The following is a 14,582-nucleotide window of genomic DNA, read 5'->3' as shown; positions in this document are numbered from 1 at the left end:
CGCCAGGCCTGTTTCAAGCGGTTATACGGGCCATTTCCTGCATCCGGGGCTTTTCGCACCGGGCTAGGGAGCTTACATGCGCACCATGTTGAAGATTGAAAACCTGACCGCGACTGTCGGTGAAGACGATGACGCCAAGACGATCATCAATGGCTTGACGCTGGACGTGCCGAAAGGCGAGGTCCACGCAATCATGGGGCCGAATGGCGCCGGCAAATCGACCCTGTCCTATGTGCTGACCGGTCGCGACGGCTATGAGGTGACGGGCGGAAGCGCGACGCTGAATGGTGAAGACATTCTGGATATGGATCCGGAAGAGCGGGCGGCCAAGGGCCTTTTCCTGTCTTTCCAGTATCCCGTCGAGATTCCCGGCGTCCCCGTCATGACCTTTGTGCGGGCGGCCATGAATTCACAGCGCAAGGCGCGTGGCGAAGACGAGATATCTGCGCCGGACTTTATCAAACAGTCCCGCGAAATCGGCAAGGCCTTGAAGCTGGATGCAGAAATGCTGAAGCGCTCGCTCAATGTCGGTTTCTCTGGCGGCGAGAAGAAGCGCCTGGAAATCTACCAGATGATGATGCTGGAACCGAACTTCCTGATCCTGGATGAAACGGATTCCGGGCTCGACATTGATGCGCTGAAGACGGTGGCTGACGGCGTGAATGCGATGCGCTCGCCAGATCGCGGCATGCTGGTCATCACGCACTACCAGCGCCTGCTGGACCACATCCAGCCGGACAAGGTGCACGTCCTCTCCAAAGGCCGTATCGTGGCAACCGGTGGCCCGGAACTGGCGCATCGGTTGGAAAAAGAAGGATATGAAGGCATCCTCGGGGAGGTGGCGTGACCACAGCCCTGCGGGACATGATTGCCAATCCGACGACGGCGGAGCTGGAGCTGGTCGCGCGCTATGGCATGCAACCGGAAGATTCCCGCCGCGAGCGGCTGTTTGAGGCGTTCTCCAGGACGGGATTGCCGCATCGCCGGCTGGAAGCGTGGAAATGGACCGACTTCAAGGTGGCGCTGCAGGGGCTCGACCGTCCCTCCACGCCGCCCTCGCACGATCCGATTCCGCATGCTGGCGCACTGGTCTTCCGGTTCTCGCCAAATGGCTATTTCCCGCCAGACCATATTCCGGACGGGCTGAACGTTTTCGAGAAAGACGAAGCTCAGGCCTTGGGAGCGGCCGAAGACGTGCCGCTCGGTGCGTTGGCAGCATCCCTGTCTGGCGGCAAGGCCAGACCCGCAACCCTGTTGCTGGAAGTGACCTCGAAAGAACTTCCGCGTCTCCATTTCCAGTTCAGCGGCGAAGGAGAAGCGAATTTCGCGCGTGTTGTTGTCGTGGTTCGCTCCGATATGGCGCTCACCGTATCGGAGAGCCATCTGGGCGGGGCGGGGCTGACATCCTCCGTAATCGAGTTTGGTCTCCAGAAAGGCAGCGCGGTCAACCGGACGGTCTATCAGCGCGGTACGTCAGAAGAGACGATTGCTTCAACGGCGCTCGTCCATCTCGATGCGGATTCGCACTATACACAGACCTCACTCGCCTTTGGCGCCAAGGTTGCGCGGCTCGAAACGCGCGTTACGCACCAAGAGCCAAGTGCAAAGGCGACGCTGAATGCCGCCTATCTTGTCGGAAAGGATCTGCATACGGACTTTACCACCCATGTGCGTCACGGGGCCAACTCCTGTGTAACCCGGCAGCTGACAAAGGGCGCTGTCCTGAATGGCGGCACCGGCGTGTTCCAGGGGAAATTCTTTGTTCCCCGTACGGCAGGCCAGTACACGGATGCCGACATGCAGCACAAGGCGTTGTTGCTGGAAGACGGCGCGGTTGTCTTCGCGAAGCCCGAGCTTGAGATCTATGCGGACGATGTCGAGTGCGCGCATGGCAATACGAGCGGCGCGCTTGATGATGACCAATTATTCTACATGCGCCAGCGCGGCTTGCCGGAGAAGACGGCCCGCGCCCTGCTGACACAAGCCTTCGTCGCCGAAGCATTTGCTGAAGCTGGCGCGCTAGAGGAAGTGCTGCGCGCGGAAGCCGAATCCTGGCTGGCCGCTGTATGAGCCGTTACTTCGACATCGATGCGATCCGCGCGGAATTCCCGATCCTGTCACGTGAAGTGAATGGCAAGCCGCTGGTGTATCTGGACAATGCTGCCAGTGCGCAAAAACCGAATGCGGTGATCGACAAGATCGCAAACCAGTCGCGCACGGCATATGCCAATGTGCATCGTGGCATTCACACCCTGTCGAACGAGACCACCGAGGCCTATGAGGCCGCGCGTGAGAAAGTCCGAGCATTCCTCAACGCGCCGTCGACAGAAAATATCGTATACACCAAGGGGTCGACGGAAGGCATCAACCTTGTCGCCTCTGCGCTCGCCGCCCGGATTGAGCCTGGCGACGAGATTGTCCTCTCCATCATGGAGCATCATTCCAACATCGTTCCGTGGCATTTCTTGCGGGAGCGCCATGGCGCTGTCCTGAAATGGGTGGGCCTGAACGAAGATGGTTCGCTGGACATGACAGACCTGGCGGAAGCAATTGGTCCGAAAACGCGTATGGTCGCGATTACCCATATGAGCAATGTGCTCGGCAGCGTGACGGACATGGCCGAGATTTGCCGCCTCGCGCATGAAGTTGGCGCTGAAGTGTTGGCCGATGGCAGCCAGGCTGCGGTCCATTTGCAGGTCGATGTTCAGGCGCTCGGGTGTGACTGGTATGTCATGACCGGGCACAAACTCTATGGCCCGACGGGCATCGGCGCGCTCTATGGGACAGCAGAAGCGCTGGATCGTGCGCGGCCCTATCAGGGGGGCGGCGAGATGATCGAAATCGTGTCCCGCGACCGGGTGACCTACAATACGGCGCCTCACAAATTCGAGGCAGGTACACCGCCAATCCTCGAGGCTATCGGCCTGGGAGCAGCGCTGGACTGGATGACGGCGTTCGATCATGCAGATGTGAAGGCGCATGAAGATGCGCTGTACGCGCGCGCTTATGAGGGACTCAGGGGCGTAAATGGCCTGACCATCCATGGTGAGACGCCGCACAAGGGTGCCGTGCTGGCGTTTAGCCTCGAAGGGGCGCACCCTCATGACATTGCTCAAATTCTCGACCGGTACGGTATCGCTGTCCGCGCCGGCCACCATTGCGCCCAGCCCCTGATGGAGCATCTGGGGGTCAGCGCAACGGCGCGGGCGAGTTTCGCAGTTTACAACACTCTCGCCGAAGTGGACGCGTTCATTGAAGCGCTCGCCAAGGCGCGGGAAATGCTGGTATAGGTGACGGCATGGCAGACGATATGACATCTCGCGACATGGTTGATGTTTCCTCCGAGGAAGCAGGGTCGAAGATTCCGCAAGATGAGCTGAACCGGATCACCGATGATCTGATCACAGCGTTCAAAACGGTGTTCGATCCGGAAATTCCAGTCGACATCTACGAACTCGGCCTGATCTACAAGGTCGACATAGATGACGACTACAAGGTCGATATCGACATGACATTGACGGCGCCGGGCTGTCCAGTTGCCGGCGATATGCCGGGCTGGATCGAAACTGCCGCGCGCACCGTTGATGGTGTGCAGGATGTGGAGGTTCGCCTTACCTTCGATCCGCCCTGGGACCCGTCGCGCATGTCGGACGAAGCCCGTCTTGCGCTAAACATGCTTTAATTGAACCGGAACGCTTTCGTTCCTATGTGATTGTCATGGCCAGAAGACCCAGACCCAAGCCCGTGAAGCTTTCCGACGCTGCTGCAATGCGCGTGAAGGAGATCATGCAGGAACGCGGCGCAGGATTCCTGCGTGTCGGCGTCAAGAATGGCGGCTGTGCGGGCATGGAATATGTCATGGACTATGCCATGGCGCCCGAGCCGCTGGACGAAGTGGTCGAGGATAATGGGGTCACCATCCTGATCGACGCCAAGGCTGTGCTGTTTTTGCTCGGCAGCGAAGTGGACTATGAAGTCACGCCGCTGCATGAGAAATTTGTCTTTCGTAACCCGAACCAGACCGATGCCTGTGGTTGTGGAGAGAGCGTGACGATTATCCCGGCGACGGTATAGCCTGCGGGGCAGGTAAGGCCGATGATTGTTCAGGGCTTTGATCCCATAGCCGATTCAGATGCGCGTATCCTGATCCTGGGCAGCATGCCAGGCATCGCCTCACTGGAAGCCAATCAGTATTACGGACACCCCAGGAACGCTTTCTGGCGCATAATGGGAGATGTCTATGGGGCCGGGTTGGAGCGGCCCTATGCCGAGCGCACGACGATCCTGAAAGAGCAGGGCGTGGCAGTCTGGGATGTGCTGAAGCTTTGCCATCGCGAAGGCAGTCTGGATTCAAACATAAAGGACGAGGTGCCAAACGACTTCGAGAGGTTCTTTGCGCATCATCCCCATATTCAGCGCGTGGTCCTTAATGGGGGAAAGGCGTCAAGCAGCTTTGAGAGATATGTTGCGCCAGTTTTCCAAGAACTAGTTGTCAGAAGCGCACCTTCTACCAGCCCGGCCTATGCGGCGATACGATACGAAGCGAAATGCGAACGCTGGAGAGATGCATTGACTGCGGTCTGAATGAAGGCCGCTCTGAAATGTACTATCGTGCTTGTAATTGAACCGGCGGTTTTCTGAGGAGTTCGCTGTTCCAACGCTCAACGTTTCCGCCGTTCGTGACAGGACAGGACGTTGCGAAATAAGTGAAGACATCATCCCTTGATGGTAGATTGATCATATAGGTTTTTGAACCCATGATCAGTGTCGCTTCAGCATCCTTCAAAACGGCATTGTATAATTTCGGTGCTGTGGAAGTGAGCGGACTAACATGAACCGTATTTGACCGACGGCGATAGATCAGCAACGTTGAAAACCGCTCACCATCGATTTCAATTTTCGCAAAGCGAGTGCGACCCTGCCCGAAACGTTTGACGTCCTTATGTATGGGTTCTCCCGGATTCAGCTGAATTGATGCGTATAACCGAGACCGGCCATCCAAGAAAACCGCACATGAAAATACAATCGGCGAGTTTTCCGAGCCGGATGAGCGGATCGCCCGCGTAGTCATCGTGAAGTCAGGTGACCGACCGGGATCTTTGCTATCATATTCAATACTAAGCGTAGATGCTGGCACCCATGAGGGTGTTGCCGAGGGTTCCGCGGTTCTTGGCTCATCAGCCATCACGGATTGTACCAACAAAACGTTCAGAAAAAGCAAGGCAAAAAGCCTGGGCAAAGACAGGGTCATGGAATCTATCTCGTCAGAAAGGAGCGTAGTAATGTGAGGCGCAGGTTACAGTTACACGCTCAGAGATTTGGACTCAGATCCATGCCCTTCAGGATTTCAAAGACCGAGACATCAAACTTGCCACCATTGGTCACCGGGCAGAATTTGGCAAAGGCGACGAATACGTCGTTCTTTTCCGGCAAGGCAAGATCGCGCTTCTTGCCCTTTACCTTCAGCTGCACCTGGTCTCCGCGCACGACGGAATTGTAGATGCGCGAAGGCACCTCACGGCTAAGCGGGATCAGCTTGGTTGATTTGGCATGAAACGCGTATCGGTCCGGAAATTTCTCGTCGCGGATCTCCATTATGCCGGAGATATGATGGAAGCGCGGACTGCGATCAGCATCATCTTCATAGGTGTTTTCCGGATCGAGCTGGACGCTGAAATTCAGGGCTTTGTATCCACTCGTCGTAATCTGGCAGCTCAGCTGGATGGTCGGGTGGTCACCGCCTTCCGCCTTTATGATCCGAACCAGGCTTTTGAAGTTCGGGTCCTTGCCGGCATCTGAACTGTCGACCCTGATCAACTGATCTTTTTCCTGGGTCCAGACGCGTGGTGCTGAGTCGGCGAGTGCAGGTGTAGCTGCCATCACCATGGCAGCTACAGTAATCAGGTATTTGAACATTGGGCTTTCCTTGAGGCGTGCTTCCCCAAGATTGGGCATGAGCCATGCTGGCTCGTCAACCCTTAACCGAACCGATACGCACTCTTTGAGAGAAACCTAGTTCGCACTCGCCGCGCGGGCGGCATTGCAGGTTTTTGCGAATGCTTTGAACGCATCGTCCGGCTCTGGGTACTTCGTCTCAACTTTACCGGCATGTTCAACTGAGACACTGACAGTATCTCCCCGAATGACGGAGTTGTAGATCTTGGCAGCCGGGCTGTGCGATCCGATCTCGATTGTGCTGTTTGCCGGAGCGTATTGAACAACTGTTTCGACGCCGGGTGTGTCGCCCGCCATGATTGAAGCGGTCTCTCCTCGTCTGTATGTGGCATGCTTGTCGATTTGATCAGAAATATCGCCCGCCTCAAGCGATAGAATGGCGGACATCTGGCCGTTTGGCGCGCATACGAGCACTGCGCCAGCTTGATCGGCGGTGGTCGTCAGGATGGCGCGAGGCGCCTTTTCATTGTGTCCGTCCCAAACTTTCCATCCGGTCGCGGAGGCAGGCAGATAAGCGGTTGCAACAACGGCTACCAACAGGCCGATTGCTGTTTTCGATTTTGATTTCGTCATTTGTTCAATCCCGATATGGCCCCCGGGATCGCCTGAGCAATTATTGTTTATCAATAATTTTTGTGTGTGTAAAGCTTAAGGTGAGCGGTGAGTCTCACGGCTTTCCAAAAGCCGTCAGGTCGTCGGAGCTAGGGCTTGCTTCCATGCCCTTTGGAGGATCCGGAATGAGGATGCTCGGCTCTACCGGCGCACCAGTTGCCTCGGCCACGAGTCTTGCTGTGTGCAGCTCCACGGTCTCGGTTAGGGTCCGTAGGAATTCTGCTTTAGGCAGATTCGGATCCAGAGGGGGCAGGAATTCAATGATCGCGGTGCCGGCAGTTTTGTCGCGTTCCTGCTGGCGCCAGAACACGCCAATATTGGTGGCGACGGGAATGACCGGAACATTCATTGCCTGCGCCATATGCCAGACCCCCGCCTTGTAGCGAAAATGGTACCCGACCGGCGCGAGGTGGCCTTCAGGGTAAATCAGCACCCTTTGGTCTTCGTCACGCGCGCGTGCCATGCCTTCCTTCAACGAGGCCGCTTTGCGATCCCCGCCGCCGCAAGTATCGATGACGATGGCACCCAGCTTTCGCAGAATTCCGCCGACCAGTGGAAACTTTTCCAAATGATCGCCGGTCACGAACGCAAGATTCTTCACTTCCGGGTAGATGAGGTATCCGTCGCCCCAGCTTTGGTGCTTCGCCGCGAGGATGAAGGGACCGTCCGGAAGGTTGCTTCGTCCACGTACTTCCTTGCGAATTCCGGCGACGATGCGAAGGTTCAGATTCATCGCCCGTGTATAGCTGCGGATGATCATGCGGACAGGGCCGCGCCCCGGAAAAATCAGGAAAGGCAGCGATACCAGCACGTAAAGAACAGAGAGAATATAATAGACGACTGTGAAGACGAGGCCGCGCATTGCAGGGGCTCCTTCGTTATCTGATCACTAGGAATTCAAGACGCACAGAACCGCGCGAGACAACGCGTCAACGTGCTGGGAAAATGGTCCGGGCAGGCGGTTGTAAATCTTGTTCTGGCCAGCCTGCATGACCACGCCAAGCGCCATGGCGGCTTTCAGCGCCGGGTCGCCCTTTGGAATATGTCCGTCCGCAATCAGGCCGGCAATTATCTTTTCAGTGATTGAGACCGGATCATCTTCGCGGCGCTTGTCATAGGGAAGGAAACGATTGAGCGAGACGAGGTGAAACGAGAACAGCAGGAAATCTTCGTCCGCCAGGGCACAATAGGCTTCGACAGCTGCATGAACCTTTTCTTCGAGTGAGCCATCCGCCGAGAGGGCCTGCGCCATCATCGCGCCCAGGCGATTATGGGTTTCCATGAACAGGGACAGTGCAAGTTCGTCCTTGCCCTTGTAGTGGCGATAGAGTGCCCCTTCCGAAACGCCGGCCTTTTCGGCGATTTCGCGTGTCGTGGCAGCATCGATACCTTCATGAATGAACAGTTTCAGCGCTGCGCGTTCGATCTTCGGCCGCGCATTCCGGGCGCGAGGCTTTGTCTTGGATTGATCTGTACTTGATGGTCTCGCCATCTGGCCCTCCATGTCTCTGATACCAATCTAGGCGCAGATCCATCTAGATGCAAGTGATTATTCGCTCACATATGCGATCGGCATAACTGGATGTCGTAATGCTTACGACCGGATGTGGCTCAGTAGTTGAAAAGTCAGCCTAACTGACGAGATCGAAGCGGTAGCTTTCAATAACGGTGTTTGCCAGCAGCTTCTCGCACATTTCTCTGACGCGGGCTTCGGCCGCATCGGACGAAAGTCCATCCTCAAGGTCGAGTTCGATCACTTTGCCAATCCGGGCGGCCTCGACTTCCTTGTAGCCCATACGCGCGAGCGTATCCGCAACGGCCTTGCCCTGCGGGTCCAGAACACCATTCTTCAGCGCGACGTGGACGATGGCTTTCATGAGAGGTCTCCTGGGAAGTCTGAGTCGGGCCCCCATAGCCCGATTTCAGTCCTATTGAAACAAGCTTACCGCGTAAGCCATGCCGACAAGAACAAGTGCCGTGGCAAAGACCGGCTTTCGACCATTCATGTATGATAGTTTGGAGCGGATCTTGGTTTTTGTATCTTGGCTCATTGGGTAAGGTCTCTTGCTCTGCGGCGTGGTACAAAGGGCTTACTTGCCGTTGGTGAAGCTCACCACATTGTCACTCTCGCCGGACTCTTTCAGGATGCCGAGACGCCGGGCTACTTCCGCATAGGCTTCCGTCACGCCGCCGAGGTCACGGCGAAACCGGTCCTTGTCGAGCTTGTCACCGGTCTCGAAATCCCAAAGTCGACAACTGTCGGGGCTGATCTCGTCAGCCAACAAAATGCGCGGCACATCGCTATCGCCCTCATAGTGGCGGCCGAACTCCAGTTTGAAATCTACTAGCCGAATGCCGACCGCTGCGAACAGGCCCGACATAAAGTCGTTTACGCGGAGCGACATGGCGATCAGATCATCATATTCCTGAGCCGCGGCCCATCCGAAGGCGGCGATGTGCTCTTCTGTGACCAATGGATCACCTAGCGCGTCGTCCTTCAGATAGAACTCCACCATGGGCCGGGGCAGGACCTGGCCTTCCTCAATTCCGAGACGCTTGGAGAGCGTGCCAGCCGCCACATTCCGCACGACTACTTCCAGTGGAATGATGTCGACCTTCTTGACCAGCTGCTCGCGCATATTGAGGCGGCGGATGAAATGGGTGGGGATTCCAACGGCCGACAGGCGTGTCATCATGAATTCGCTGATGCGATTGTTCAGAACACCTTTACCATCCAGAACCGCGCGTTTTTGCGCGTTGAAGGCGGTTGCATCATCCTTGAAATACTGGATGAGGGTGCCTGGCTCCGGCCCTTCATAAAGGATTTTCGCCTTGCCCTCATAGATAATGCGCTTCTTGCTCATGCGGACGGATCTCCTGACGGTACCGGATCGCTGTAACAGGAATCGTTTTCAGCCACCCCAGAAAGCGCGACTGTTACGCCAATCTGGGCAAAGAAACAATTATTGCGCACACCTTAACTCAACGACTATATGCACTGGTGAATTACCACCGTTCAGAAAGGCCTTTCTCATGAGCACATTTGACGATCGCGAACGCGCCGAGGAGGCTCGATACGCCTTTGATCAGGAAACCCAATTCAAGGTCATGGCGCGCCGAAACAAGCTGCTCGGTCTCTGGGCCGCCGACCTCATGGGTCTGACAGGCTCAGATGCTGAGGCTTATGCCAAGACGGTCGTACTGTCCGATCTTGAAGAAGCGGGCGATGATGACGTGTTCCGCAAGGTACGCGGTGACTTCGATACGGCTGGCATAGATCGCACCGATGCTCGTATTCGCGAACAGATGGCAGAACTGCTGCCGGTTGCGCGCGAACAGATTCTCAAGGACTCAAAGTAGCGTAGATGTGGTTTTCGGCCGTACCTGCGAGGGTTGGCCGGAAACTGTCGCCGCATGTCTGGGTGCTTTCATTGACTGGCGTGAATGACGTGCAGCTCACGATGGTGGCTTCACCGGATTTAAATTTGGGCTTTCCGTGCCATCCCTGCATCTTTGGTACGCCGGTCCAATGACTGAAATAGAGGCGTCCGGACGTGCGCGGAATGAACGCGTCATCTGGTTCGGTGGAGTAATAGGCAACCCCGTCGACATACCAGGTGATCCGATCAGGCAACCACTCGAATGCGTAGAGGTGTGGCGCGGCTGACGCATCGAATGGCAAATCGAACTTGGCATTCTTTCCGTGCTTTCCAATCCGCCAGTAATTGAACTCCACTTTTGATGTGTCTTTGCCCAGAAACTCGATATCCACTTCGTCATGTGGGTCGCCTGCATAGGGTCCGGTATACGTGAAAAAGGCCGAGACCAGCCCTGACCCCTTACCGACCTGCATCACCGCCTCATAACGTCCATAACCGACGCGTTGCTTTGATCTTGCTTCGGCAATGGAAAACGGGATGTCCTGTTCTGGCTCGCGTTTGACTTGAAGTGCCAAACCTTGAGGTGTCGTGATGGCGTTTTCGGGAGCCCACCTGCCGCCATAAAAGGTGTCAATCGCATGCGTCTCAGACAACCAGAATTTGTCCTCAATGGATTCTGATCCAAATGTTGACCGGAATCCATGACCGGATTTGGCGAGCTGCTTGATTGTGGGATTGCTCTCGGTTGGCGCTGCGGGCTTGATGGCCACCGGTTCCTGGGTCGCCGCGGCAGCGGGTTTTTCAACGGGATAGTAAATCTGCGCTTGTTGATATGAAGATGCGAGCGCGTCTTGGCCACCGGCTACACTCACGGCGAAACCTGTAACAAGTGCAGCAGATACAACGGCAAACATCATAACGTCCAGAACTGACACAGTCCGTCTGGCGGTGGTTACCGAAATGAGGCCGAAATGGGACATCGCTTTACCTTCCGTTTACCTTTAACGGAAAATTAGCAATACCCAAGCCGATTTAGCCGCTTTCTTGGGGGGGTGTCAGACTTTTCATGTTGCGCATCATGAATAGCGGAATTGAGCCAATTGGTGTGACGGCCCAGTCGAGCGGCTGATCATGTGGTTCGCTGGGGACGGAGTCGATCTGCTGGGCCGGGTAGGCCAATGCACAGGCAAATGCGCGGCCATGTGCCCGTAGCTTTTCAAACGCCTTGTCATAATGCCCTTTGCCATAGCCAAGCCGATTGCCCATGCCATCAAAGGCGAGCAGAGGCGTCAGAATCAACGTCGGATGAGCCAGCGGTGCATCTTCTGACGGTTCGGACAATCCAAATGGCCGGCGCTCCAGTGGTTCGCCGAAATGCCATGTGCGCCAGGTCAGTTCGCCAGTGTCCTCTATCCGGGGCAGACATAATTCTGCGCCAGCCTTTGCCAAACGCATCATTAGGGGCGCGGGATCAAGCTCTTCATTGATCGCCACATATCCAGCGACAACCGGCCCGTAGCGTTCAAGCAGCTTCATCGGAAATTTTTCAGCCACAGAGTCTGCGCCATCAGGATCGCGCGCGGCCGCTTCGGCCCGCAGGGTTCGCATCCGATGTCGCAGGTCGGTCTTGTCCATCAGAGTATCCATCGGGTTGGCTGTTCGGCGCCTGACTATGGCACACAGAAAAATAGCGCATGAGAACCACGAACGCCGCGGGGCATATTCACTCCCGTCAACCTAGATACTAGGTGGGCGCCGGATGAGCCCGGACCACGGCCCAAGCCAGAATGCCAGCTCCCTGACGGAAATTAAGGTCGCCGGAGATCAGTCCGTCGCAAACGAAGCAGCCCTCATGCTGGTTGATGATGTAATTCGGTGACGCGCTGATTGTAAGGGGCCAGCATGCGGTCACGTGTTGAATTGTCTCAGTGTGCTTCCCCGACAAGATCGAAGGCAAAAAGTAGCGTGCGCTGGCGATCCGAGAAATTGTCGTCTGAGACAATCCAGAGGCGGTGGACGCCGTCTGGCAGGGTTTCAACCGTGATGCCTTCGAAATTGTCGACATTCATGGGTCGGGACAGCGTAAACAGACCGCGTCGGCTTGACCCGCCAGCATCCTGATATTCGGCCTCCACGGCCAAACGGTTACCGAATACGGGATTATAGTTGCGGCGTAGACTGTAAACCACGGATCCGGCCATCGACTGATCGCCGAGCGCAATCCGGTTTGTCATGCCCACGAGCGGACTGTCAAAATCGGTATTGATCGGTTCGACAAGCGTAACAGCATTGCCGATCGGGACAAGCTCGACGATCGGCGACTTGCCATCAATGAGCTGTTCATATCCTGCACGAAGTGATTTTCCGAAAGATAGCGCTTCTGCGCCGGAATTCTCGCGGATTTCCGTGCCTTCGATCTCGCTCGGCAGATCCGCGACCAGCGTGGCGCGTGCGGCGGCGCCACAAGTGCTCAGATCGAATGCCTCGATACGGTGCCGACGTTCGAAGCTGACATATGCAGCGCCATTCTTCTGGGCGAGCCCTTCGGAGTCGCCCTCGGTCTTGCCCTTGAGCAACTCGTTGTCCTGTCCCCGCATATACGCAATTCGGCCCGTTCCGGTCAGCTCACCACCGTCACGATCAATCCAGACAAATGCGCCCATGTCGGAAACCGCCAGGAAGCCTCCGTCGGCAAGTAGCTCAATACCCGACAATCCGCCAAAGTTCTTATTGGGGGAAGTGAGCGCCCAGCCCTGCGCGAAGCGGACGCCTGGGAACAGTGAAATGTTGGCGCGTTCAGAAAGCGGCACGGATTCCGCAACAATGGAGATCTCCGCCGGTGCCACATAAGATGTCCCGCTGGGGCAGGATAGCGCCTTCAGCGTACCCGGCGACAGTGCAGGATGGCCCCGGCCTTGGTTTGTGTGGGCCGTACCGATTGCCGGCGGACCGGCTGGAACCGCGCAGGCTACAAGCGCGGCTACGGCCAAGCCAAACAAGGGAGAGTAGATCGATTTCCGCATGATTTGTTTCGCCTTGTGGTGAGTCTCTGGGCATTTGCCTTAAAATATGAGGCAGGAATAGGGAAACTGGCTGGATTTCAAAAGCGAACTTATCCAGATATGAATTATGTCCCAAATTCCGCTCGTCCGCCGCTCGCCAGTCCCGCCAGACACCTGTAATTTGGCCAAAGCCATAGACCTCATTGGTGACAGGTGGACTTTGCTCATCCTTCGCGCAGCACTTTATGGTGTGCGGCGCTTCGATGACTTCCAGTCTGAGCTGGGATGCCCAAGAACCGTGTTGTCGGGGCGGTTAAAGAAACTGGTGGATGCCGGCCTGCTGGCCAAAAAGCCTTACAAGGCGCCTGGCAAGCGCGCCCGACCGGAATATGTTCTGTCCGCCACGGGCCTTTCGCTGCGGCCGATCCTGATCGGCCTGACGCAATGGGGCGACGCTTGTCTCGGACAGGGCGAGGCGCCTCCGATCAGCTTTACGAAGGCGGGATCCAAGAGTGCCATCCGAGCGGCATTTGTTGATGTTGAAGGCCGGGAAGTGCGCCCCGACCAGATACGTCCAGTGTTGCGGGGATAGGTTTGCTCAAGTCTCCGACCGACAGTTTGGAAATTGTGCAGTTTCGCAGAATTTCCGTCTTGCAAAGCCGGGGCTGATGCGCTTTATCACGCCTCTCGGCGGCAACGCCGTGAATACCCTAATAAGGATGCGGGCGTAGCTCAGGGGTAGAGCACAACCTTGCCAAGGTTGGGGTCGAGAGTTCGAATCTCTTCGCCCGCTCCAATTTTTCTCAAGACAGCCTGGTTTCAAGCGCGCCATTCTGGGCGCAGCTTGTTGTTGGCGTTGTTTGTGTACCAAGCAAGCCTCACCGCACGTGCGGGCCTCAATCGATTCTTTTTTCCAGCCGGGCTGATGACGAATATTTTGTGCGTCTCGTGTAAAGAGTTTGGCTGCGGCCTGGTCTTCAACCATATCTTGCCGGTCCCTTGCTGCGTCTGTGGTGTAATCAATGCGCTGCAACCTCTTGTCGGCGCCCGTCCACGCCATACTACTGATGTGACCGAAAGTGATGATCATGACAGATGACTTGCAGCCCCTCACAGACCGCGCGCTTCTCAAGCAGCGTTTCCTGGAAGGAATGAGCCTGGTTGCAGCGACCGTGAATGTCATCACGACAGACGGCGCTGCTGGTCGGGCGGGCACGACAGCAACCGCAATGTCCTCAGTCAGCGCCGATACGCCCAAACCGACCTTGCTTGTCTGCATCAATGAATCCTCGTCGCTAACGCCGGTTCTGCTGGGCAATGGCACGTTTTGTGTGAACGTCTTGAAGGACAATCAGGCGGATGTGGCAGATGTTTTTGCCAGCCGCATGACCCACAAATTCAAGGACAAATTTGATGGGGCAGACTGGACGCCGGGCAGGTCTGGTCAGCCTGTCATCTCAGGAGCGCTCGTGGCATTCGAGTGCAAACTGGTTTCGCACAATCAGGTCGGCACGCATCATGTCTGCATCGGTGAGGTTGTTGACGCTGTGCTCGGCGACAATGGCAACTCTCTGATCTATGCGAGCCGCGAATACCGCACCACCGTCAAGCCGGACTAGGCTTTTGGGGGCAG

The 14,582-nt window shown here is 56.4% G+C and carries 19 protein-coding genes, 1 tRNA gene and 1 other RNA gene; 10 read left to right on the top strand and 11 right to left on the bottom strand.

Annotated elements, in window-relative coordinates; genetic code table 11:
• Positions 1 to 85: 85 nt before the first annotated feature.
• From sufC to B3527_RS02405, 6 genes are read left to right on the top strand one after another with little or no spacing between them, the layout of a single operon-like run.
• Entirely contained in the window at positions 86 to 847 is a 762-nt protein-coding gene (gene sufC / locus B3527_RS02430; protein WP_034815776.1) for a Fe-S cluster assembly ATPase SufC, read from the top strand.
• Complete coding sequence (locus tag B3527_RS02425; RefSeq protein WP_290479563.1) at positions 844 to 2,070, top strand: SufB/SufD family protein; 1,227 nt, start codon at positions 844 to 846, stop codon at positions 2,068 to 2,070. Before sufC ends, B3527_RS02425 begins: the two co-directional genes overlap by 4 nt.
• Positions 2,067 to 3,290: an aminotransferase class V-fold PLP-dependent enzyme gene (locus tag B3527_RS02420; RefSeq protein ID WP_290479562.1), complete on the top strand. Its 1,224-nt coding sequence runs from the start codon at positions 2,067 to 2,069 to the stop codon at positions 3,288 to 3,290. Before B3527_RS02425 ends, B3527_RS02420 begins: the two co-directional genes overlap by 4 nt.
• Before the next feature lie 8 nt (positions 3,291 to 3,298).
• A complete protein-coding gene (locus B3527_RS02415) occupies positions 3,299 to 3,682 on the top strand; it encodes an SUF system Fe-S cluster assembly protein (protein ID WP_206990638.1) in 384 nt (127 codons plus the stop codon).
• A gap of 35 nt (positions 3,683 to 3,717) precedes the next feature.
• A complete protein-coding gene (locus B3527_RS02410) occupies positions 3,718 to 4,074 on the top strand; it encodes a HesB/IscA family protein (RefSeq protein WP_206990637.1) in 357 nt (118 codons plus the stop codon).
• A gap of 21 nt (positions 4,075 to 4,095) precedes the next feature.
• On the top strand, positions 4,096 to 4,584 hold the full coding sequence (locus B3527_RS02405) for a DNA-deoxyinosine glycosylase (RefSeq protein WP_206990636.1): 489 nt from the start codon (positions 4,096 to 4,098) through the stop codon (positions 4,582 to 4,584).
• A gap of 22 nt (positions 4,585 to 4,606) precedes the next feature.
• On the opposite strand, the gene B3527_RS02400 is transcribed toward B3527_RS02405, so the two are convergent.
• The 7 genes from B3527_RS02400 to purC form a co-directional block, all read right to left on the bottom strand.
• Positions 4,607 to 5,251, bottom strand: a complete 645-nt coding sequence (locus tag B3527_RS02400; RefSeq protein ID WP_290479561.1) for a hypothetical protein — start codon at positions 5,249 to 5,251, stop codon at positions 4,607 to 4,609.
• 59 nt (positions 5,252 to 5,310) lie between these two features.
• On the bottom strand, positions 5,311 to 5,916 hold the full coding sequence (locus B3527_RS02395) for a hypothetical protein (protein WP_290479560.1): 606 nt from the start codon (positions 5,914 to 5,916) through the stop codon (positions 5,311 to 5,313).
• A 96-nt stretch (positions 5,917 to 6,012) separates the two neighbouring features.
• Entirely contained in the window at positions 6,013 to 6,528 is a 516-nt protein-coding gene (locus tag B3527_RS02390) for a hypothetical protein (RefSeq protein ID WP_034815557.1), read from the bottom strand.
• Between the two features lie 94 nt (positions 6,529 to 6,622).
• The gene (locus B3527_RS02385; protein ID WP_290479559.1) at positions 6,623 to 7,429 is read right to left on the bottom strand and encodes a lysophospholipid acyltransferase family protein; all 807 of its coding nucleotides are present in this window, start codon (positions 7,427 to 7,429) and stop codon (positions 6,623 to 6,625) included.
• 27 nt (positions 7,430 to 7,456) lie between these two features.
• Positions 7,457 to 8,059 carry a TetR/AcrR family transcriptional regulator gene (locus B3527_RS02380; protein WP_242517315.1) on the bottom strand — a complete coding sequence of 201 codons (603 nt, stop codon included), beginning with the start codon at positions 8,057 to 8,059 and terminating at the stop codon, positions 7,457 to 7,459.
• A 139-nt stretch (positions 8,060 to 8,198) separates the two neighbouring features.
• Complete coding sequence (purS, locus tag B3527_RS02375) at positions 8,199 to 8,444, bottom strand: phosphoribosylformylglycinamidine synthase subunit PurS (protein WP_034815552.1); 246 nt, start codon at positions 8,442 to 8,444, stop codon at positions 8,199 to 8,201.
• 213 nt (positions 8,445 to 8,657) lie between these two features.
• Positions 8,658 to 9,431, bottom strand: coding sequence for a phosphoribosylaminoimidazolesuccinocarboxamide synthase (gene purC / locus B3527_RS02370; protein ID WP_206990630.1), 774 nt, complete (start codon positions 9,429 to 9,431; stop codon positions 8,658 to 8,660).
• A gap of 169 nt (positions 9,432 to 9,600) precedes the next feature.
• Between purC and B3527_RS02365 the strand changes: the two genes are divergently transcribed.
• Positions 9,601 to 9,927, top strand: coding sequence for a DUF1476 domain-containing protein (locus B3527_RS02365; RefSeq protein WP_034815548.1), 327 nt, complete (start codon positions 9,601 to 9,603; stop codon positions 9,925 to 9,927).
• Here B3527_RS02365 and B3527_RS02360 read toward each other — a convergent pair.
• From B3527_RS02360 to B3527_RS02350, 4 genes are all read right to left on the bottom strand, one after another.
• Complete coding sequence (locus B3527_RS02360; protein WP_290479558.1) at positions 9,911 to 10,927, bottom strand: family 16 glycosylhydrolase; 1,017 nt, start codon at positions 10,925 to 10,927, stop codon at positions 9,911 to 9,913. The genes B3527_RS02365 and B3527_RS02360 overlap by 17 nt on opposite strands.
• Positions 10,928 to 10,979: 52 nt before the next feature.
• A complete protein-coding gene (locus tag B3527_RS02355; protein ID WP_233347776.1) occupies positions 10,980 to 11,582 on the bottom strand; it encodes a 5-formyltetrahydrofolate cyclo-ligase in 603 nt (200 codons plus the stop codon).
• Positions 11,583 to 11,641: 59 nt separating this feature from the next.
• Positions 11,642 to 11,800, bottom strand: a non-coding RNA gene (ssrS, locus tag B3527_RS16960) — 6S RNA.
• Positions 11,801 to 11,872: 72 nt separating this feature from the next.
• Entirely contained in the window at positions 11,873 to 12,970 is a 1,098-nt protein-coding gene (locus B3527_RS02350) for an esterase-like activity of phytase family protein (protein WP_290479557.1), read from the bottom strand.
• A gap of 106 nt (positions 12,971 to 13,076) precedes the next feature.
• Here B3527_RS02350 and B3527_RS02345 point away from each other — a divergent pair, with 106 nt between their 5' ends.
• From B3527_RS02345 to B3527_RS02335, 3 genes are all read left to right on the top strand, one after another.
• Entirely contained in the window at positions 13,077 to 13,541 is a 465-nt protein-coding gene (locus tag B3527_RS02345) for a winged helix-turn-helix transcriptional regulator (protein WP_206990626.1), read from the top strand.
• Between the two features lie 129 nt (positions 13,542 to 13,670).
• Positions 13,671 to 13,745: transfer RNA gene (locus B3527_RS02340), tRNA-Gly, on the top strand.
• A gap of 292 nt (positions 13,746 to 14,037) precedes the next feature.
• The gene (locus tag B3527_RS02335) at positions 14,038 to 14,568 is read left to right on the top strand and encodes a flavin reductase family protein (RefSeq protein WP_051607883.1); all 531 of its coding nucleotides are present in this window, start codon (positions 14,038 to 14,040) and stop codon (positions 14,566 to 14,568) included.
• The last annotated feature ends 14 nt before the right edge of the window (positions 14,569 to 14,582 follow it).

This window comes from Hyphomonas sp. UBA4505 (genome assembly GCF_002388685.1).
Classification (GTDB): domain Bacteria; phylum Pseudomonadota; class Alphaproteobacteria; order Caulobacterales; family Hyphomonadaceae; genus Hyphomonas.
Note: the sequence above shows the minus strand (reverse complement) of the source record. Positions and strands in the feature narration are given on the sequence as shown.